This is a genomic window from Paraburkholderia strydomiana, assembly GCF_031456815.1.
Classification (GTDB): Bacteria; Pseudomonadota; Gammaproteobacteria; order Burkholderiales; family Burkholderiaceae; genus Paraburkholderia; species Paraburkholderia caledonica.
In genome coordinates this window covers 119,921-141,120 of record NZ_JAVDVL010000005.1, presented here as the reverse complement: position 1 = coordinate 141,120, position 21,200 = coordinate 119,921, and the positions used below count along the sequence as shown (strand labels likewise).

General features: G+C 62.8%; 15 protein-coding genes. 8 read left to right on the top strand and 7 right to left on the bottom strand.

The genetic code is table 11. The features are described from left to right. Positions 1-169 precede the first annotated feature (169 nt). From J2W46_RS15720 to J2W46_RS15710, 3 genes are read right to left on the bottom strand one after another with little or no spacing between them, the layout of a single operon-like run. On the bottom strand, positions 170-1,684 hold the full coding sequence (locus J2W46_RS15720) for an efflux transporter outer membrane subunit (RefSeq protein WP_310354900.1): 1,515 nt from the start codon (positions 1,682-1,684) through the stop codon (positions 170-172). A 2-nt stretch (positions 1,685-1,686) separates the two neighbouring features. Next, positions 1,687-4,872: an efflux RND transporter permease subunit gene (locus J2W46_RS15715; RefSeq protein ID WP_310354898.1), complete on the bottom strand. Its 3,186-nt coding sequence runs from the start codon at positions 4,870-4,872 to the stop codon at positions 1,687-1,689. Further along, positions 4,869-6,047, bottom strand: coding sequence for an efflux RND transporter periplasmic adaptor subunit (locus tag J2W46_RS15710; protein ID WP_374726835.1), 1,179 nt, complete (start codon positions 6,045-6,047; stop codon positions 4,869-4,871). Before J2W46_RS15710 ends, J2W46_RS15715 begins: the two co-directional genes overlap by 4 nt. A gap of 444 nt (positions 6,048-6,491) precedes the next feature. Here J2W46_RS15710 and J2W46_RS15705 point away from each other — a divergent pair, with 444 nt between their 5' ends. Continuing rightward, positions 6,492-7,229: a TetR/AcrR family transcriptional regulator gene (locus J2W46_RS15705; protein WP_310354896.1), complete on the top strand. Its 738-nt coding sequence runs from the start codon at positions 6,492-6,494 to the stop codon at positions 7,227-7,229. A 405-nt stretch (positions 7,230-7,634) separates the two neighbouring features. Here J2W46_RS15705 and J2W46_RS15700 read toward each other — a convergent pair whose 3' ends face one another. The 3 genes from J2W46_RS15700 to J2W46_RS15690 are packed head-to-tail and all read right to left on the bottom strand — an operon-like array spanning position 7,635 to position 11,839. Then, complete coding sequence (locus J2W46_RS15700) at positions 7,635-9,044, bottom strand: FAD-binding oxidoreductase (protein ID WP_310354894.1); 1,410 nt, start codon at positions 9,042-9,044, stop codon at positions 7,635-7,637. A gap of 15 nt (positions 9,045-9,059) precedes the next feature. Further along, entirely contained in the window at positions 9,060-10,361 is a 1,302-nt protein-coding gene (locus J2W46_RS15695; RefSeq protein WP_310354892.1) for an MFS transporter, read from the bottom strand. A 47-nt stretch (positions 10,362-10,408) separates the two neighbouring features. After that, the gene (locus tag J2W46_RS15690; RefSeq protein WP_310354890.1) at positions 10,409-11,839 is read right to left on the bottom strand and encodes a sulfatase-like hydrolase/transferase; all 1,431 of its coding nucleotides are present in this window, start codon (positions 11,837-11,839) and stop codon (positions 10,409-10,411) included. 140 nt (positions 11,840-11,979) lie between these two features. Here J2W46_RS15690 and J2W46_RS15685 point away from each other — a divergent pair, with 140 nt between their 5' ends. The 4 genes from J2W46_RS15685 (at position 11,980) to J2W46_RS15670 (ending at position 16,768) form a co-directional block, all read left to right on the top strand. After that, complete coding sequence (locus J2W46_RS15685; RefSeq protein WP_088174642.1) at positions 11,980-12,930, top strand: LysR family transcriptional regulator; 951 nt, start codon at positions 11,980-11,982, stop codon at positions 12,928-12,930. A 255-nt stretch (positions 12,931-13,185) separates the two neighbouring features. Next, positions 13,186-14,331, top strand: coding sequence for an acyl-CoA dehydrogenase family protein (locus tag J2W46_RS15680; protein WP_310354888.1), 1,146 nt, complete (start codon positions 13,186-13,188; stop codon positions 14,329-14,331). Positions 14,332-14,373: 42 nt separating this feature from the next. Continuing rightward, positions 14,374-15,477, top strand: coding sequence for a CaiB/BaiF CoA transferase family protein (locus J2W46_RS15675; RefSeq protein WP_310354886.1), 1,104 nt, complete (start codon positions 14,374-14,376; stop codon positions 15,475-15,477). A 52-nt stretch (positions 15,478-15,529) separates the two neighbouring features. Then, positions 15,530-16,768 (top strand): thiolase family protein, encoded by a 1,239-nt coding sequence (locus J2W46_RS15670; protein WP_310354885.1) that lies wholly within the window; start codon positions 15,530-15,532, stop codon positions 16,766-16,768. Positions 16,769-16,808: 40 nt separating this feature from the next. Here the strand turns inward: J2W46_RS15670 and J2W46_RS15665 are convergent, their stop codons facing one another. Continuing rightward, positions 16,809-17,819: an AraC family transcriptional regulator gene (locus J2W46_RS15665; RefSeq protein WP_310354883.1), complete on the bottom strand. Its 1,011-nt coding sequence runs from the start codon at positions 17,817-17,819 to the stop codon at positions 16,809-16,811. A gap of 143 nt (positions 17,820-17,962) precedes the next feature. Between J2W46_RS15665 and J2W46_RS15660 the strand changes: the two genes are divergently transcribed. Genes J2W46_RS15660 through J2W46_RS15650 form a run of 3 tightly spaced genes read left to right on the top strand, consistent with a single transcriptional unit; the run spans position 17,963 to position 21,121 of the window. Continuing rightward, the gene (locus J2W46_RS15660; protein WP_310354881.1) at positions 17,963-18,745 is read left to right on the top strand and encodes an enoyl-CoA hydratase/isomerase family protein; all 783 of its coding nucleotides are present in this window, start codon (positions 17,963-17,965) and stop codon (positions 18,743-18,745) included. Between the two features lie 42 nt (positions 18,746-18,787). Then, positions 18,788-19,534 (top strand): SDR family NAD(P)-dependent oxidoreductase, encoded by a 747-nt coding sequence (locus J2W46_RS15655; RefSeq protein WP_310354879.1) that lies wholly within the window; start codon positions 18,788-18,790, stop codon positions 19,532-19,534. 24 nt (positions 19,535-19,558) lie between these two features. Continuing rightward, complete coding sequence (locus J2W46_RS15650; protein WP_310354877.1) at positions 19,559-21,121, top strand: class I adenylate-forming enzyme family protein; 1,563 nt, start codon at positions 19,559-19,561, stop codon at positions 21,119-21,121. Positions 21,122-21,200: the final 79 nt, after the last annotated feature.

The window sequence follows — 21,200 nt, the reverse complement described above, 5'->3', positions numbered from 1 at the left end:
GGATGACTGACGCGAGCGGTCCGGGTGCGTTTGCCATCGCACCCAGAATGTCAGCCGGAATGTCGCCCGCGGTACCGCTCGCACCACGCTCATCGAGCGTGATACGCGACCCGCGGAGCTGCTTTGCTTCTCGCCGCGCGGGACCAATCGGTCGGCGATCGTTGCAGCGCTATCGGACAAACGGGGACATGCGAGCGCCGCCTTCCCCGTTTTCACTCGTCATTGCCCCCGACGCCGCCGTCTGCTGGTTCACTGGCAGCTCGCCCATCGCCTGGAAAAGCGCCGCCGTGTCGCTCATGCGCTGGCTCTCCGCCCGCACCGCGCCCATTTGCGCGTTCAGATAGCGCGCTTCGCTCGCGTACTGCGCCGTGGCAGGCAGCGACCCCATACGATGGCGCGACGCGGTGTCGTCGAATGCTGCGCGCGCGGCCTGAGCGGCTACTTCGTTCGACGCCAGCGTCTGCGCATCGTTATCGAGTGCGGCCAGCGAATTCGCCACGTCCTGGAACGCGGAAAGCACCGTCGCCTTGTAGTGCAGCACTGAGGCGTCGTAGGCATCGATCGACGCGCGGCGCTGTGCAACGAGCGCGCCGCCATGGAAGATCGGCTGCGACAGGCTGGCGCCGATAGCCCATAGGCCGCCTGCGCCCGAAAGCAGCGCCGGCCAGCTAAAGCCGCCGCGGCCCATCGAGGCGGTCAGCGACAGGCTCGGGAACATCTGCGCCGTTGCAGAGCCGACATCGGCGGCTGCAGCCTTGACGGCGGCGTCGGCGGCCTGAATGTCAGGACGCGCACGCAGCAGGTCCGAAGGGACAGCGACGGGCACATGCTCGGGCAGCGACAGCGTGTCGAGTGCCGGCACGCTCGGCGGGTTGTCGGGCGTACGGCCGAGCAGCACAGCGAGTGCATGAATCGCAGAGGCGCGCTGCTGACGCAGCGCCGGCAAAGTCGCCGCGACCGACGCGGCATCCTGTTTCGACCCAAGCGCCTGCACGCGCGAGACCGAGCCGAGCGCATAGCGCTGCCGATCGTCGTTTGCCGTGTCGTTGGATACGGCAACGAGCCGTTCGGTGAGCGCGATCTGCCGGTCGAGCGCCGCGACATTGATCGAAGCACCCACGATGTTCGCGGCCAGCGCACGCCGCGACGCTTCCAGCTCATACGCCTGTACGTTCACGCGAGCCGCGCTTGCCGAGTTCATGTAACGCGTCTGGCCGAACAAATCGAACGTGTAGTGCGCCGCAAGCTGACCTGCAAAGAAGTTGTATTGCACCTGCTCGGGACCCAGTCCGGGCACGACCGGTGACCGGGCGCGCTGGACCTGTGCGACACCGTCGATCGACGGAAGCGTCGTTTCGCCGATCTGCGCCCGCAGTTGCTGTTGCGCCGACGCGAGCGTGCGCTGTGCCGACGCGAGCGTAGGACTGTTGCGCAAGCCCTCGTCGACGAGAGCGTCGAGCGCGTCGGAGCGATAGAGGCGCCACCATTGCGGCGCTGAGGTCGCGCCTACATCGAAAGTCTGCGTAACGCCGCCCGCCGCCACTGTCTTCGAAGGCAGCGCCTGCGCGCCGTAATGCTCGGGCGAAGGCATCGCCGGCGGCTCGCCGCCCGGTCCGAACGAACACGCGCTCACAGCGAGTGCCGCAGCCACCGCCAGCACGGATGTCCTGTGGTTGAAGCTCATGATCAAACCTCCGTATGCTCGACGACGACCGGTTGCGTGCCGCGCTCGTCATGGCGGACCCTGAAGCACGTCGCGTACAGCGCCGGCAGAAAGAACACGGTCAGCACCGTGGCGATCGTGATGCCGCCCATCAGCGCGGTTGCCATGGGTCCGAAGAAGCCCGAGCGAAGCAGCGGAATCAGCGCGAGCACGGCGGCGGCCGCCGTCAGCATGATCGGCCTGAAGCGCCGCACCGTTGCGCCGATGATCGCGTCGAAGCGCGCATGCCCCGCCGCGATGTCCTGATCGATCTGATCGACCAGGATCACCGAGTTGCGCATGATGATGCCGAACATCGCGATCACACCGAGCAGCGCGACGAATCCGAATGGCTTGCCGAACAGCAGCAGCGCCGTCACCACACCGATCAGACCCAGCGGCGCCGTCAGCACCACGATGAACGTGCGCGCAAAGTTCTTGAGCTGAATCATCAGCAGCGTGAGCACGGCAATGATCATCAGCGGCATTTCCGCATTGATCGACGTTTGCCCCTTCACGCTTTCTTCAACTGCACCGCCCACGTCGATCCGATAGCCGACAGGCAGTGTGGCGCGCACAGAGGTCAGTGCGTGGTCGATGTCGCGCGTGACGTCGATGCCCTGTGCGTCGCCGCGTACATCGGCCTGCACCGTAATGGTCGGCTGCCGGTCGCGTTCCCAGATCACGCCGTACTCGAGCGTATCGCGTACATGTCCCAGCGAGCCGAGCGGCACTGGGCCATTCGGTGTCGGAATCGCGAGGCTCGTGAGCTTTGCCGGATCGACGCGCTCGCTCTTCGGCGCGCGCAGATCCACGTTGATCAGCTTGTCGCGCTCGCGATACTGCGTGACCGTATATCCCGATAGCGTCATGGCGAGAAAGCTCGATACGTCTTCCGAACTCACGCCCAACTGGCGCGCCCTGTTCTGGTCGATCTCGAACGAGATGGAGCGTTCGGCCGGTTCGTCCCAGTCGAACTGGACGTTGCGCGTGCGCGAGTCGCCACGGACCTTCTCCGCGACCGTCTCGGCGAGCGAGCGCACCGTCGCGATGTCGTCGCCGCTCACGCGGAACTTGATCGGGAAGCCCACGGGCGGCCCGTTCTCAAGTCGTGCAACACGGGTACGAACTCCGGAGAAGTCTTTCTCGAGTTTCGCGTCGAGCCAATGCATCAGCTCCTCACGCGTCTCGACGTCCCTGGCCGTAATCACGAATTGCGCGAAGTTCGGCTGCTGAAGCTGCTGGTCGAGCGGCAGATAGAAGCGCGGCGCGCCCGTGCCGACGAAGTCGACGAAATGCTGGATCTCCGCCTTGCCGTCGAGCACTTTCTCGAGGCGCTTCGCCTCACGCAGCGTTGCCTCGAACGAAGCGCCTTCGGGCAACCTCAGGTCCACGAGCAGCTCAGGCCGTTCGGAGTTCGGGAAAAACTGCTGCGGCACGCGCGTGAATGCGCCCATGGCGATCGCAAACAGCACGGCGGTCACGCCGAGCACGACCCAGCGCCGCTCGATGCACCACGTCACCCAGCCTGCCAGACGCTTATAGAAGCCCGTGTTGTAGACATCGTGCTCGTGCCCGTGCTGGTGCCCATGACCGCTGCCCGCATGACCCTTGCACTCCGGCAGCATGTGGAAACCCAGCAGCGGCACCAGCACGACGGCCGCGAACCACGAAACGACGAGCGCGATTGCCGACACTTCGAAAATGGAGCGCGTGTACTCGCCCGTGCTCGATTTCGCGAGGGCGATCGGCAGGAAACCGCAGACGGTCACGAGCGTGCCGGTCAGCATCGGAAATGCGGTGCTGGTGTAGGCAAACGCCGCGGCGCGCGTGCGGCTCCAGCCCTGCTCCAGTTTCACCGCCATCATTTCGACCGCGATGATCGCGTCGTCGACGAGCAGGCCGAGCGCGAGCACGAGCGTGCCGAGCGACACCTTGTCGAGGCCGATACCGAACAGATGCATGCACAGCGCCGTCACCGCGAGCACGATCGGAATGGTGATCACGACCACCATGCCCGTTCGCAGGCCGAGCGAAACGAGACTCACGACGAGCACGATCGCCACAGCCTCGCCGACCGAGCGCACGAACTCGTCGACCGAGTGCTTGACCGCATGCGGCATGCTCGAAACGGGGGCGAGCTTCAGACCCGCGGGCAGCGTGGCCTGCAGTTCGGACGCCTTTGCGTCGAGCGCCTTGCCCAAGTCGATGACGTCGCCGCCCTTTTGCATCGTCACGCCAATGCCGAGCACCGCCTGTCCGCCGACGCGCATCTGCGTCACGGGCGGATCGTCATAGCCGCGCCTGATGGTGGCGATGTCGCCGAGCCGGAACGTGCGCTTGTTGATCGTGATCAGCACGTCCGCCAACGCCTGCTCGTCCTTGATCGCCCCGCTTGGCCGCACGAACACGCGGTCGTCAGCCGTGGTGACCGTGCCGACGGGCGCGACGGTATTCTGCGCGTCGATGGCCTGGGCCAGCTGCTGCGGCGTGATCGAAAGCCGCGTGAGCTGCGCATTCGAGACCTCGACGAAAATGTGCTGGTCGGGATCGCCGAAGTAGTCCACCTTCGCCACGCCGGGCACGCGCAGCAGCACCGTGCGCAGCTTGTCAGCGTAGTCGTGCAGTTGCGCGGGCGTGAAGCCGTCGCCCTCGAGCGCGTAGATGTTGGTGTAGACGTCGCCGAACTCGTCGTTGAAGAATGGCCCGACCGTACCCTTCGGCAGCGCTGCCCGGATATCGCCCACCTTCTTGCGAACCTGGTACCAGGTCTCGGGCACTTCCTTGACGGGCGCCGAGTCCTTCATCGCGAAGAAAATCATCGACTCGCCGGGGCGCGAGTAGCTCTTGATGTTGTCCACATACGGCGCCGCCTGCAACTGGCGGCCGATGCGATCCGTGATCTGCTCCTGCACTTCGCGCGCGGTCGCGCCCGGCCAGTAGGTCTGAATGACCATCGTGCGGAACGTGAATGGCGGATCTTCCGATTGCGCGAGGCGCGTATAGCCGATCACGCCGAAGAGCGTCGCCAGTCCGATCAGGAAGATCACGAGCTGCTGGTGACGCAGTGCCCAGGAGGAGAGATTGAAACCGCCTGTGTCGGCGGTCTCTTTGTCGGAAGCATTCACGGGCGGCATGTCCGGCCCGTTCTCATGGTCGCGTGCGTTCATGACGGGAAGTCCTCCGGATGCAGCGGCGGCACGACTTGCACATGCTGTCCCGAACTCACGGCGTGCACGCCTTGCAGGATCACGCGGTCGCCGTCATGCAGGCCCGAACCGATCGACACCGTACGTTCTTCGTATCGCTGGACCGTGACCGGGCGCAACTCGAGCGTGTCGCTCCCGCTACGCACGACCCACACCGCGGGATTCTCGCCACGATGGAAAAGCGCAGTCACCGGCACCGTGAAGGTCTGTCCGGCTACGTTGCCCTGAACCGAATCGAACGCGACGTTGGCCGTCATGCCAAGGCGCACTTCCGGGCTCGCTGCCGCGAGCGTCAGCTTGACCCGCCAGGTGCGGCTTTCCTGATCGGCGGCGGCCGACACTTCGCGCACGCTCGCTTCAAACGACTTGCCCGGCAACGCCGGCAACGTCACACGCGCCTTGCTGCCGGCCTTCAGCGAGTTGACCACGCGCTCCGGGGCATCGCAGACGATATCCACATCACCCGTCCAGTCGATGTGATACACGGCCTGCGTGGCCTGAACGTTCTGCCCGGTGTTGGCATCTTCGGAAGTCACCACGCCGTCGTGATCCGCGGCAAGCGTTGCATAGCGCAGGTGATCGGAGGCGAGCGCCATCTGCGCCAGCGAGGAATTGCGCTGCGCCAGCGCGGTCGCGTAGGCATCCTGGGTCTGTTCGAGCTGTGCGGGCGCAATCAGGTTCGCGTGCGCCTGCGCCTCGTCGCGGTCGAGCTGCTGTTTGGCAAACACGAGGCGATGTTCTGCGGCGTCGAGCTGCGCTCGCGCGCTCACAAGGTTGTTCTGCAGATCGGTTGGGTCGAGCAGCGCCACCGTCTGTCCCGCCTTGACGGTATCGCCGATACGCACTCGCCGCTCAGTGAGCTTGCCGCCGACGCGAAACGAAAGCGTCGTGGAATAGCGCGCCTCTACCTGCGCGGGCAGCGACTCGCCCGGGATGCGTCCGTCGGGGCGAACCACACGTGCAACGACCGGCTTAGCCGCGGGCGCCACGACCTCGCGTTGATGACATGCGGGAAGAAGGATTGCGCTGCACGCCATGAGGATGACGGGCGCCCGATGCGTCGACCGGATGATGGAAGGTAACAACGAACGCGCCCGCTTCAGCGCGACAGGAACGGAATGTTTCACGATGTTCACAAGACAGGTGGTGAGTCCAGGTAGAAAAGTCGTCCGCGCTGATGAAAGGCCGCCGCGCCCGGGAGCACGCGTTGCCATTGGCGCGAAAACAGGAAAGCCCTCTGATGCGCTACTGATCCTCTCGAGCGCCGCGGCAAACGATGACACCGGTTTCTGGCCGACCATCGAACCCGGCACGCAACACATGTGTGTTGCAGATCAGCATTGACGGAGCCGCGCGATTGCGTAAGCGCACGCGTTGCTCTGCACGGTATCTGCGGATTCCGGCCTGGTGTCCGTCAACGCCTGAGACGCCGCCGCTGTATCCACCCTGCTCGTTCAGTCCTGCTAGCCCACGTTTCCGCATGTCAGCCGCACGGATGAGATTAGACCCATAACTGATAGTCTTGTCAACAATGACGTTTGAATCTAAAATCGGAACAGACAATGACCGAGGAGGCAACAATGTCTGATGGCTCCAACCCGCGCGCGAGCCGCCGACACGCAGTCATGGCCCCGATTCCGGCGCGCGAGCCGCTCGCCGGAGATTCACCGCGTCTTGCCCGGCGCAAGAGCGAAACCCGCGCCCGTCTGCTCGACGCCGCGTTCGGACTGATCGCGAAAAATGGAATGGACGGTGTGACGATCAGCGAAATCACAGACGCAGCCGATGTGGGATTCGGCTCCTTCTACAACCACTTCGACTCGAAGGAAGGCATCTTCACCGCGCTGGTCGAATGGCTGTTCGAGGAATTCGCCAATACGCTGGATCGACTTGCAAGCGGCTTGTCGGACCCCGCGGAAGTGATCGCGGTGTCGATTCGTCATACGCTTTTGCGCGCTTGCCGCGAGCCGGTCTGGGGAGAACTGCTGATACGCGAAGGCCTGTCTATGCGCGCGCTCAGCCGAGGGCTCGGCCAGCGGCTGCTGCGCGATACGGAAAGAGGCATTTCCGAGCAACGCTTCGTGGTGGCCGACGAGCTGATGTGCGTGATTTCCGTCATCGGCACAGTGCTCGCAGGGGTGGCCGTCGAACTCAATTCCGCCGCGTCGTCGAAACGTGTGGTTCGTATCCGCAAAACGCTTCGATCGAAACAGGAGAAGCTCGCAGAGAACACGGCGGCCATCGTCCTGCAGGCGTTCGGCCTGAAACGCGCGGGGGCAGAGAAGCTCGCCCGGCGTCCGCTGCCGGCGCCGCTCTAAAGCCAGCAATGTGTTTGAGGAACCGCCAGGCCGTGTCTTACTCTCTTCTGATCAGGCAGCGTGCATCTGCGGCAACCAGCGACGCCCAGCTATTCGAACTGGACGCACTGAGCCGCCGTGCAGCCGACGATGTCGACAGATTGATAGCAAGCTCTCTGCAGCCCGATCTCGCGAGAACACATGCGAAGCTCGAGGTCCTGGGTGCGATGCCCGCCGCGGCCACCGGTTCGGAAACCCCTGCGGTGGCGAGAACTGCTGTTCGCCATACTGAAAAGGCTACGCGCGGCCAACACTTCGCTGTCGAACCCAAGAACCGTGGTGGTTCAAGAAGCGAGAAGTGGCGAACTGATCGCGTGACAGCAATCCACTTAGAAAAGGCCCGTGGAATAGCGCTGTGTCATGGCTTTATGTGCACGCTGCACGTTGCTTGAAAACACGGCCCGCGTTGAGCATTCCCGTGGGGTCGAGCAGCGCCTTGAGTTTGTTCATCAGTTCGATTTCCGGTTCCGAGCGGCTGTAATGCAGGAACGGCTCTTTAATCACCCCGATGCCATGTTCGGCAGAAATACAGCCTTCGGCCTCGCTAACGGCCGCGTAGATCACTTCTTCGACTTCCAGCAGGTTTGAAGCGTCCGCATACGGGCCGGAAAGCAGATGCAGGTTTCCATCGCCGAGATGGCCAAAGAACAGATGCGTCTGCTGCGGGAAGCGTTCGCTCAAAGACGAGCGTGCATCGTCGACAAAGCGCTCCATTCTGTCCATCGGTATCCCGATGTCGAACGCCGCATGAGGCTTGAGCTTCGACAGCAATTCGCCGACCGTCTCGCGGTATGCCCACAACTGCTTCGCGTGCTCGATGGTCTGCGCAATGATCACGTCCTGAACGACGCCTTCTTCGAGCATCCGTTCGAGCGACTGTTCAAGCGCGAGCCTGTCGTCATCGTAGGATTCGCCCAGCGTTTCAACCAGCACATACACGGGAAACCGCTCGTCGAACGGTGCCTTCAAATGAGCAATGTCCATCGCGGCGCTCATGAAGTCCTGCCACATCAGTTCGAACGAGGAGAGACTCGCGAGCCGCGCGCGCAGGTACTTGAGCAGCCGCGTCGCGTCTTCGAACGACGCAACCGCGCACAACGCCGTATTCGCCGCTGAAGGCTTCGGCTCCAGCTTGAGCACGAGGCGCGTGATCACGCCGAGCGAGCCTTCGGAACCGATAAAAAGCTGCTTCAGATCGATACCCGTCGTGTTCTTCGTCACCCTGTTCATCATCGACAGCACCGTGCCGTCGGGCAACGCAACTTCCAGTCCGAGAATCCGATCGCGCATCGTACCGAAGCGGATTACGCGATTGCCGCCCGCATTCGTCGCCGCGTTGCCGCCGATCTGACAGGTGCCGCGGGCACCGAGATCGAGTGGAAAGAACCAGCCCTCCGCTTCGACGAACGTTTGCAACTGTTCGAGCGGCACACCGGCTTGCACCGTCAGCGTACCGCCAATCCTGTCGAACGATTCGATCGCATTGACGCGCGCAAGCGACAATGCGACTTCACCCGCCTGCGGCGTCGCACCGCCCGCCAGTCCAGTCAGTCCGCCCTGTACGACGACCGGTTGTCGATGCTTCGCCAGCACGCGCAATGCGCGTGCAACATCGGCGGGCGTTCGTGGGAACAGGGTCATTCGTGGCCGGACACGCGGCGCGTCGCTCCAGTCACCGGCGTGTGCATCGGCAACGGACGCATCGAGCGACACGCAATCCGCGCCCAGTGTTTCGACAAGTGAGAGGTGGAGTGCGTCCGGATGCTGTGCTTGCATGTTCCGATCCTCCGCTCAGGTCGCCACGCGTTCGATCTGTCCGCCGAAGCGGCCGACGAAACTGCCTGCGATCAACGCGATCAGCGCGACGACAGTCAGGAAAATGCCAGGCGCGGTCAATGCGCCGGTGTGATGCAGCAGTTGCGTGACGACCAGCGGCGTAATGCCTGTGAAGAGCACGGTCGCGAGGTTGAGCGACAGCGCGATGCCGCTGAAACGCACGTTGGTCGGAAAAAGATCGGCCAGCAGATACGCGTAGGCGCCGTTCACAAAGCCGCCGACTATGCCGATGATCACGAACGCAAACAGCGGATCAATGCCATGCGCGGCCACGAGACGGTAAAACGGATAGCTGCCGAACAGCATCAAAAGCGAACCGATGCGATGCCAATGCCGCGAAGGCACCGAATCGCCAAGCCACGCGAATAACAGCAGCGACGCAGACATCGTCGCGATGCCGAGGTTCTGTCCGGCGCTGACTGCCGTAGGCGCGTAGTGCAGAACGGTCGTCAGGTACGACGGCAGCACGACGAAAAGGAGACTGTTCGATGCATTCACAATCCCCGCCACGCCGACCCCGATCGCAACCTGCTTCAGGTAATCGGTCAACACTTTCCTGAACGGACGCTTAACCTTGTGACTCTTGAGCCGCTGATACTCGTTCGATTCTTCGAGCGAAGTGCGCAGCCAGTACGAGACCAGCCCGATCACGCCGCCGATGATGAAAGCAATGCGCCAGCCGAACGCGAGCACGTCGTCGGCGTTGAGCAGCGAGTGCAGCGCGAGGCTGATCAGCGTCGCCGTCAGTACGCCGGAATTCAGGCAGAAGATCACGAGTCCGCTGACGAGACTCGCTCGAACCGGAATCTCTTCAACGACGTACGTGATCGAGCAAGGCAATTCGCCCGCGAGGAAAAAGCCTTGTGCGAGACGCAGCAGCACTAGCAGCACGGGCGCCAGCACGCCGATCGACGCATAGCTTGGAATCAGCCCGATGCCGATGGTCGCCGCCGACATCGCCAGCACGGACACCAGAAAAATTATGCGCCGCCCGAAGCGGTCGCCGAGACTGCTCAACACGATGCCGCCCAACGGACGCGACACGTAGCCGATCGCGAACACGCCGAACGTGCTGATCAGCGACGCCAGCGGATCCGTTGCGGGAAAGAACTGCCGCGCGATTTCACGCGCGAACACGCCGTAGATGATGAAGTCGTAAATCTCCAGCGAGCCCCCGAGGCTCGCGAGTATCACCGTCTTCCACTTCTGCCTGACCGCTGGCTGGCGGGCAACCGCCGCAATGTCTGCTGAGGCCATCGAGTTGTCTCCGTCATGGTTTTTTATCGGAATGTCTATGGCACGCGCTATTCGACCGGTACGGGTGTCGCCGCGGGCGTGCCTGTTCTCAACGCGGCGTCCCGGCCGCCGAATGCTTGCACCAGTCTGTCCTGATCGGCCTTGGCGGCAGCATCGGCGGCCTCGGGATCGACCAGCGTCCGAAGCTGCCGTTCGAAGCGCGCCAGCACGTCGGCGTATTCCGGCAACGGCGCAAGATCACGCAGCTCTTCCGGGTCATTTTCCAGATCGAACAGTTCCGGCCGCATGCCGACGTAATGGTGGTACTTGTAGTGGCTGTCCGCGACCATGTAGGCTGCGCTCTCCGATCCCACGGCGTGATATTCGCTGAACGCGAGGCGCTCAGGCACGTCTTCCGCGCGGGCAAGTTTAACGAGCGACTCGCCCGGACCGTCGATCATTTCCGCATCGCAGCCCGCGCATTCGAGCAGCGTATTCTGGATATCGACCAGCGACACCGGTGTGCCGCTCACCTTCCCCGCCGGAATGTCCGGACCGGCGACGATCATCGGCACGCCCGTCGACTCGCGGTACATGAGGCACTTGTTCCACATGCCGCGCTTGCCGAGGTTGTCGCCGTGATCGCTGCTGTAGATGATCGTCGTCGATTCGTCGAGCCCGTTCTCTCGCAACGCGGCGAGCACCTTGCCGACCTGTGCGTCGAGAAACGACACGAGCGCGTAATAGCACGCGACGGCGAGGCGCCGACGCTCGTCGCTGCCGATCGCGGCGTCGTGATCCATATGCCGCGCCTGACGTTCGACCCAAGGATGCCGCACGTAGCCCGTCGACGGATGCAGCGCCGGGAGATCGATCCCGTCTGGATCATAAAGATCGAAGAATTCCTGCGGCACGACGAGCGGAAAATGCGGCGCAACGAGGCCGACGAACAGCACCCAGGGTTTGTCGTCGCGGCTGTGCGCGCCGAGCCAGTCGCACGCCGTATCGGCCACGCGCATGTCGAAGCGGTTGTAGTCGGACATGCCCGGACCGATCTTGTCGTAGAGCGGAGAGCGGCCCATCGTCGCGGGCATCGGATTGCGCACCGAGCCCCACACCTGGCCGATGCCATCGAGAATGTGCACCGCGTGATGCTGCTTGTGAAAGCCAACGGGCGACGCCTCAGTCTTGTAGTGCAGCTTGCCGATCGACTCTGTCAGCACGCCGCTCGCCGACAGATGCTGCGCCGAGCCAGGCGTACTGCCGTCGTATGCGATTGCGTTGTCCCAGCAGCGGATGTCGTGGACATAGCGCCCCGTCGCGAGACTCGCGCGCGCCGGCACGCAGATCGGCGACGGCGTGTACGCGTTGCTGAAGCGCGTGCCGCGCTGCGCGAGCGCATCGAGCGCCGGCGTCTTGATGAGCGGGTGTCCGGCGCACCCCATCAGGTTGTGCTGATGTTCGTCGGACAGAATGAAAAGGACATTGGTGGGCTTCATGGCGCTGTCTCTGCGGCTTGTATTGGGTATTGCCGCGTCTCCTGCAGTTCATAGTGGTCCAACGCCGCATGACGCGCAATTGACATTTTGTGAAAGGCGAATAACTATTGGTTATTCGCTTTCGCGCCAAGGCATTGCTTATGGATCCAATCGAACGCTTCTTTCAAGCTGGATTGAAGCTCAGTCACCTGCGTCTGCTCACAATGTTCGACAGCCTTGGGCAAATCCGGCTCGTCGCCGAAAAGCTCAACGTGACGCAACCTGCCATATCGAAGCAGCTGGCAGAACTTGAAGCGGGTCTCGGCGTGCCCGTGCTGACGCGTGTGGGCAACCGGCTGTTTTTCACGCCGGTCGGCGAGGCGCTGATGAAGCGCGCTCGCGAGGTATTTCATCAGCTTGAACAGGCGCGCTTCGAGGTCGATGCGTTGACGAGCGGCATCTCGGGCAAGATTTCCGTCGGCGCGGTCGCGACCGTAATGCCCGTGTTCGCCCCCGAACTCGTGGTCGAACTGAAAAAACACGCGCCCCATGTGAACGTAAGCTTTTACGAGGCCACCAGCGACCGCCTGTTTCCGATGCTCGCCGCAGGCGCGCTCGATTTCGTCCTGAGTCGCACAGGTCCGCCGCGCGCCGACACGGCGGCATTCGCCTCGCATGCGGTGCTCAATGATCCGATCGTCGTGGTCTGCGGGCGCGAGCATCCGCTTGCCGGGCGCCGCACGATCGGCGCGTCCGATCTCGCCGGGCTGCCGTGGATCCTGCCGCCGCGCGAAGCGCCGACCTTTCTCTCGCTGCAAGCGTGGATGCATGAACACGAACTCGAGTTTCCCGATGGCTGCGTGCAATCCATTTCGTTGCAAGCGAACGAAGCAATGATCGCGTCGTATCCCTTTCTCGCGTTGATGCCGCTCGCAGTCGCGCGGCAAGGCGTGCATCGCGAGAAACTCGTGATTCTTCCGTTAGAAGGAACCCGTTTTCTGGAGACGGTGCAGCTGTTCTATAACCACTCGTCGGCGAATCCTGTCTTGCCCGTCGCGCTAACCTGTATTGAGTTAGCTGAAAAGCGGATTTCGAGTTTGCTGCTGGCATAAGGTTCGTAGACCCAAGTAAATCGACCCATCGCGGTGTCGTTCTCGATCCACTACGCGTAGCTCAGGAACGACCGCGCGTTCTCCGCCTTGCTCAGATCTGCAATCAACTTGCACAGATCCGCACTCGCTAAGGGACCGGTCACCCGCCTAAGATGCCTCTACACCGACAGCGTGGGATGAGCCAGCGTTGCTCGGCGCACACGGAAACATCTCACGTATTGGCATCCGTCGATGTCGCTTCAGCAAGGGCACAACATGGCAGACCGGTCCACCGCCTTTCTCACTGAGCAGCAGATCATGATTCGCGACGCGGCACGTCGTTTGGCCGCCGGCGTCGTCGCACCCACGGCGGCAGAGCGCGATCGGACCTCAGCCTGGCCGCATGTAGAACTGAAAACGCTGGCCGATGGCGGCTTCCTCGGCATGTTGATTCCCGAAGAGTATGGCGGCGTCGGGGCTGGATTTGTCGAGTTCTGTCTCGCACAACACGAGTTCGCCGCTGTCGATGCGGGCCTCGCGACCATCCTGCATGTGCACAACATCACTGCAATGTGCATTGCCGCGAACGGCACCGAAGCACAGAAGCGTAACTACCTGCCGGCGATGGCGCATGGCGAGGCGATTGGTGCGACGCTGATTTCCGAGCCGCAAGCCGGCTCAGATACCGCGGCCTTGCGTGCCACCGCACAGCGCGACGGTGATTGCTTCGTGCTCAACGGCACCAAGCAATTCGTCTCCAACGGGAGCGAAGCGGGCGTGGCCGTTGTTCTGGCCCAGACGGACAAGTCCAAAGGCAAGAAGGGCTGGAGCACCTTCGTTATCGACCCCAGGCAGGCGGGCTACCAGGTCAGCCGGATCGAAAGCAAGCTCGGCCAGCATACGGCGCACACCGCACAGATCGTGTTCGACAATTACCGCGCTCCGGCGACGAGCCTGCTGGCCGAGGAAGGCTGCGGATATTCGACCATCCTCGGAAGCCTGTCGGATGGCCGCATTGGCATCGCCTTCATAGCGGCAGGCGCCGCACGAGGTGCCCTCGAAGCTGCGCTTCAGTATGCGAACGAGCGCGAGGTTTCCGGAAAGACAATCATCGAACTGCAGGGCGTCGCATTCGATCTGGCCGACATGGCTGCGCAAGTCGACGTGGCCTTTCAGTATTGCCTGCACGCGGCACAGCTTTGCGAAGCCGGCATGGAATGCGGCAAGGAAGCCTCCATTGCGAAACTGTTCGCCAGCGAGATGGCGGAGAAGGTCTGCTCGCAGGCGCTGCAGATTCATGGCGGCTACGGCTACCTCACGGACTTCCCGGTTGAGCGGTATTTCCGCGACGTGCGCGTGACGCGTATCTACGAAGGCACCAGTCACATACAGAAGCTGATCATCGCACGCTCGCTGGCTTGAGCACGGGCGGTTGTCCGCACAACAAGCTTTGACGGAGACGACATGACATTGCCGCTCGAGGGTATTCGCGTGCTTTCGCTCGCGCAACAGTATCCCGGCCCGTTTGCAACGCTGGTGATGGCAGATCTGGGAGCAGAGGTCATTCTGGTGGAACGCCCACCCGAAGGCGACCCCGCTCGCATGCAGCCGGATTTCCACGCCGCGTTGAACCGCAACAAGCGCTCTGTTGCGTTGGACCTGAAGACCACGGCAGGCCAGGACGCGCTGCGCAGCTTGATCGCCACCGCCGACGTGCTCATGGAAGGTTTCCGCCCCGGCACGATGGATGGGTTGGGCTTCGGCTACAACGACGTAGCCGCGATCAACCCGCGCTGCGTGTATGTGTCGATCTCCGGTTTCGGTCAGCATGGCCCGTATCGCGACCGGCCGGCGCACGACCTGTCGTACCAGGCGATCTCGGGTTTGCTGTTCCGGCAGGCCGAGACCGGCAGGATCGAGCCACTGCCGGAGTTGGCGATCGGCGATCTGACTGCCGCCATGTTCGCGCTGACCGGATGCCTCTCGGCGTTGCTGGAGCGCACGAAGACGAACAAGGGCCGCCATGTGGACGTGTCGATGACCGATGGCCTCGTGTCCTGGATGGCGGTATCGCTCAGCCCGCTGATGAACGGCGGCCCGCCCGGACTCGCGCAAATCAATGCGGAACCGGGCTACGGGATCTACCGTTGCGCGGATGGCCGGCTGCTGTCGCTCTCGATTGCTTACGAAGACTGGTTCTGGAAGCCGCTTTGTGGATGGCTGGAAATGCCCGATGTCGCCCACGCCACGCATGACGAGCGCGTCCAGCGTGAGGCCGAATTGCGGGAGCGGATTGGGCAAGCTATTTCACGTCTGCCGCGCGCTGAATGGGCGGCCTTGCTGGACGGTGCCGGTATTCCATGGGGGGCCGTCAATACGCTCGACGAAGTGGTGGACGACCCGCATTTCCGGGCGCGCGGCATGTTCACGCAGGCCATGGATGCCGATGGCAGGCGGCGCTGGCACGTAGCGCAGCCGTTGATATTCGATGGTGTGCGTTCCGGGCCGGTGAGCGGCGTGCCAGTCGTCGGAGAAGACAACGTAGCGCTGTTGCAGCGTCAATCGTGACCCACACCAAACGCAATCACAGCGATCCCGGAAGAACTTCAGGAGCAGGAGCATGAGCGAAATTTATGTTGTGGGCGTCGGTATGACGCCGTTCGGACGTCTGACGGAAGTGAGCCTCAAGGCCATGGTTCGTCAGGCGACAGAAGCTGCGCTGGACGATGCGGGCCTGCAGAAGGATTCGATCGAAGCGGCATTCTTCGGCAATGCATCGCAAGGACACATGGAGGGCCAGCAGATGATCCGCGGCCAGATTGCCCTGCGCGACATGGGCATCAGCCGTATTCCCGTGGTCAACGTCGAGAACGCCTGCGCCAGTGGAAGCAGCGCGTTCACGCTGGCGGTCAACCACTTGAAAGCAGGTGCAGGCGATATTGCGCTGGCGGTGGGTGCCGAGAAGATGTACTCGGCGGATCGCAGCCGCATGTTCTCCGTTTTCGACAGCGCACTGGACATCTCATGCGCGGCCGACGTGCACGCCGATCTGCTTCGCATGGGTGAAGGCGTCGAGGTGCCGCCGGGCACGACCTCGCCGAAACCGTACAGCGTGTTCATGGACGTCTATGCAGCCTTCGCGCGCGCTCACATGAAACGCTTTGGCACCACGCAGCACCAGATTGCAGCGGTCGCGGCGAAGAACCACGCGCATTCGGTGCACAACCCGCTGTCGCAATACCGCACGTCATACACCATTGACGAGGTGCTCGCGGCGGCGCCAATCACCTACCCGCTCACGGTGCCGATGTGTTCGCCAGTGTCGGATGGCGCCGCAGCCGCGATTCTGTGCACGGGCACTGCATTGCGCCGGCTGGGCCTCGATACGCACCGCGCGGTGCGCGTGCTGTCGTCGGTGATTCAGACCGGCAGCGATCGAAACTATACCGACGTGCGCAACCACCTCACCGTACATGCGGCACGGCGGGCGTATGAGGCGGCTGGCGTCGGCCCGCGCGATGTATCGGTGGCGGAAGTGCATGACGCGACCGCAATGGGCGAAATCATCCAGATCGAGAACCTCGGATTTTTCGAGTTCGGCGAAGGAGGCCCGGCTTCTGAACGCGGCGACACCTCGATCGGTGGCCGCATTCCGGTCAATCCATCGGGCGGGTTGGAGTCGAAGGGACACCCGGTAGGCGCAACGGGCATTGCCCAGGTGCATGAACTGGTGACGCAATTGCGCGGCGAGGCTGGACCACGTCAGGTCGATGGGGCAAGCATCGCTGTGGCTGAGAATGGCGGCGGACTCTATGGGGTGGAAGAGGCTGTTGCTTGCGTGACCATTCTCGGGCGCTGAGCACTGCGGATTTCTACCGCACCCGGACACCATCGGCAGGTCAGCGCCGATATGACCCAGGCGTGGTGCCGGTCCACGCCTTGAAGGCGCGGTTGAAAGCGGTGGTATCGGCGAATCCAAGCTGGGCCGCCAATTCCGCGATCGGCAATGTGCCGGTATTCAACCGCTCAATGGCCAGGTCTTTGCGTATTTGATCTTTCAGTGTCTGGAACGTGATGCCTTCCGCGGCGAGGCGGCGCTGCAGCGTACTGATCGACATGTAAAGGCGCCCCGCTACCGCGTCCATGTCGGGCCACTCCGGCTCTCTTTGCAGCAGCACCGCCCGCACCTGCGCGCGCGTCGCGTAGTCGCAGGGATGCGGTAAGACGAAATTGCCAGGCGCGTTTTCGATCAGCGCGCGCAGTGCGGCTTCGTCACGCCGCACCGGCGCGTTCAACGCTGCCGCATCGAACCAGACCGCCGAGCGCGTTTGGCCGAACTGAACCTGGCACGGAAACATGATGGTGTGAAAAGTGCCCCACTGCGGCACGTCGTAACTGAAGTCGACTCTGCGTGGCGGCAGGCGATCGCCTTTGAGCCACGCGAGCATATGCCAGAACACGCGCATCAATACGTCGTGCGCAATGTGGCGGTGCGCAACCTCGGCGTCGGAGAACTGCAGCGTGAAGCCGGCAAGCGCGTCTTCGCGTGCGTAGTGCAGGGCTACGTCGTGTTGCAGCAGCCGGAATGTGTGTGCCGCGCGGCGCATGGCAACTTCCAGGCTGGGCGCGCCGAGCGCGGAGCGAATGATCAGTGCAAAGCCGCCGGGCCGCATGGGATGTGACAGAAAACCGATGCACTCGTCGTCGAGCGCCACGATCAGTTGCCTCAGTAGCGCTCCGTACTGCTTCGGCGTGATCCGCGAACGAGGATCGTCGAGCACGGCAGGGGAAATCCCGCAGCCTTCCAGCAACGCGGCAATCTTCGCGTCCGACATGGCGGCCTGTTCCCTGGCTCCCACCAGCGAGCCATGCACCAGACTGACGGGAACGGTATGCGTTTGACCAGACATGCATGTCATTTAATCAGATTTACCGCGCTTACGCAGATGAGTTGAGCGGATCCGCAAAGAAGATGAATGGATACGCCATCGCGTTTTGACGAGAGGCTTCTAAGATCTATGTATCAAGTGACCCGTCAATGGAGCCTCTACTTATGCATGCAGCAGCTGTTCTCACGGACGTTCGCGACGGTGCAATCTGGCTCACGCTGAATCGCCCCGAAGCCATGAACTCCATTTCGCCCTCGGTGGTTCAAGGGCTAATGCACGGGCTCGACCTTGCAGCAACGTCTAACGAGGTCCGTGCCGTTGTCCTCTGCGGCACAGGGCGCGCTTTTTGTGCGGGCGCCGATTTGAAGTTCGTGCGCAGCACCGGCGACGCAGACGGCGTCGGAAGTTTTCTCGGCGACTTTCTGGTGTTGCTGAACCGGCTCGAAGCGTTCCCCAAGCCGGTGATCGCCGCGGTCAACGGCATGGCACTGGCAGGCGGCCTGGAGATGGTCTTGTGCTGCGATCTGGTCGTGGCCGCACGCTCGGCGCAGTTCGGCGACGCACACGCTAACTACGGCCTGTTGCCAGGCGGCGGCGGGTCAGTACGGCTGCCTCGCAAGATCGGACCGACGCGCGCGAAGTACCTGATGTTCACAGGCGAGTTCGTGTCCGCCGAGCACATGAAGTCGGCTGGCCTCGTCAATGAGATCGTCGATGACCCGGCGCTTCTGGAAGCGGTCGGCGCACTGGTTGCGTCGATTGCCGCGAAGAGTCCGCTTGGCCTCGCTCGCATGAAGGCACTGGTCGACGACGGTCTTCAGCAGCCGCATGAAACGGCGTTGCGGCAGGAACTGCTGATGAGCGCGCTGCATGAGCAAAGCCATGACATGCACGAAGGTTTAGCGGCGTTTGAAGAAAAACGTGCCCCCCGGTTCGTGGGGCGTTGATGGAACAGCCGACGCCTGTTCGGCAGCATGGGAAAGGATCAAATGAACCTGAATGACAAAGTCGCCATCGTGACCGGCGCGGCATCCGGCCTCGGGCTGGCAACCTGCAAAACGTTGCGTGCTGCCGGTGCAAAGGTGGTGGGATTCGATCTCGATGGCGCGAAGGTGGCCGACGCGCTCGGGCCCGACATGATGGGTGTGGCCGTCGATGTTTCCGACGAGCGTAGCGTGATGGCCGCCGTGGAGAGGGTCCGCGACGTTCATGGTGCGGTGCATATCGCGGTCAACTGCGCGGGCATTCTGGGTCCGTGCAAGACGATTTCGAAAAGCGAGCTGTTTCCAACTGAATTGTGGAACCGCGTGCTCGGCGTCAACCTGACCGGCACCTTCAACGTGGTTCGCCACGCGGCGTTGGCCATGACGGCAAATTCACCGGACGCAAGCGGCGAGCGCGGCGTCATTATCAACACCGCGTCGGGTGCGGCCAAGGCGGGTCAAATGGGACAAGCGGCGTACAGCGCCAGCAAGGCCGGCGTGGTTGGCATGACGTTGCCGATCGCTCGCGATCTTGCGGAACACGGCATCCGTGTCATGGCCATTTCGCCTGGATTGTTTGAATCCGGCATGTCGGCCGGCATGCCGGCGAAAGTGTCCGACGGTCTCATCGACAAAATGCTGTTCCCGCGACGCATGGGTAAGGCGGAGGAGTTCGCTGGTCTGGTCCGTCACGTGATCGAGAACGCGTATCTGAACGCGCAAACGCTAGACATCGACTGCGGTACGCGCTGAACTCGCCAACCAGAGGAGACCAGGATGCAACTGTCCGACTATTTCGACGCCGCCGCATCGCGCTACCCGAACCGGGAGGCTTTTGTGGACGGCGACGGCACGATCCGTATCGACTTCGCCGAAGCGCAGAAGCTCGTCTATGCCGTGGCTCATGCACTGCGTACCGACGATTCGCTGGGGCTTGGCGCGCACATCGCCATCTACGCGCCAAACGATTACCGCATCAGCCTGCTGCAGATTGCGATAAACCGGGCAAGCATGGTCTGGGTTTCGATCCATACGCGCAATGCGGTTGAAACCAATATTGCCGTTCTCGACTATGCGGACTGTGATCTCGTTTTCTTCCACAGCAGCTACGAGGCGTTCGTTCCGGCGATGAAAATTGGTCTGCCGCGCACGAAGACATTCATTTGTCTCGACCGCGCTTCAGAGCACGGGGCGAATTTCGCCGAATGGATTTCGTCGCATCAGAACGTGACCATGCCGGAAAGCGAGGTGGACGAGGATCGCCTCGCGGTGCTCCAGCCCACCGGGGGCACGACAGGCCCGTCGAAAGGTGCGCTGCTGACCAACCGGGCCGTCGAGATGAGTTTGATCTCGGTGTTTTCCGCACTCGACATGGACCACGAGACCCGCGTGCTGGCCGTCGCTCCCCTCACCCACGCGGCCTGCTTCGTGACGCTCGCTGCGGCGGTTCGTGGCGGCGCGACGGTGGTGTTACCGAGCTTCGATGCCTACAACGTACTCGATACCATCGCCCGCGAGCGCATCACGCACTTATTCCTGCCGCCGACGATTGTCTACGCGTTGCTGAGTTCTCCGGCGTTGGACCACACGGACACGTCGTCTCTGCGATGCATTGCCGTAGGTGCCGCCCCGATTGCGCCGGAGAAACTGAAGGAAGCTGTACGTCGCATTGGCCCGGTCATCTACGAAGTTTACGGGCAGAGCGAATGCCTGTTCCCCGTCGTCGCCAAACAACCTGCGGACTACCTGCTGGAATCGGGCGAGTTCGACGAAAGCGCCCTGCGCTCGGCCGGGCGTGCCGTACCGTTTGCGCGTGTCGAGATCATGGGCGACGATGGCGCCCTTGTCGGCCCCGGTGTACGCGGAGAGATTGTGGTGCGCTCGGCCATGGTGATGGCCGGCTACTACAAAAAGCCCGAGGATTCGAGCGCGGTCTCGGCCCGCGGATGGCATCACACGACCGATATCGGCATACGGGACGCGCGGGGGTTCATTACCATCGTGGACCGCATGAAGGACATGATTGTCAGCGGTGGCTTCAATATCTTCCCCGCTGAAGTGGAGGCTGCGATCAACGCGCATCCGGCCGTATTGGAGTGTGCGGTGGTTGGCGTGCCGGACGAAAAGTGGGGCGAGGCCGTGAAGGCGATCGTGCAACTCAAGGCGGGCCAGGAAATCTCGGAAGCGCAACTGATCGAGCTATGCAAGCAGGCGCTGGGGAGCGTCAAGGCGCCCAAATCGGTGGAGTTCTGGACGGACCTGCCGCGTAGTGCGGTGGGCAAGATACTCAAACGGGAAATACGCGCGCGGTTCTGGGAGGGACAGTGGAGGTCCGTCTGAGCTTGCGCCGTCAGCGCGGCTTTGCCGGTCGCATATGACTTGTTTGCGGCACTTATGCGGACGGCGATAAGCTCGCCGC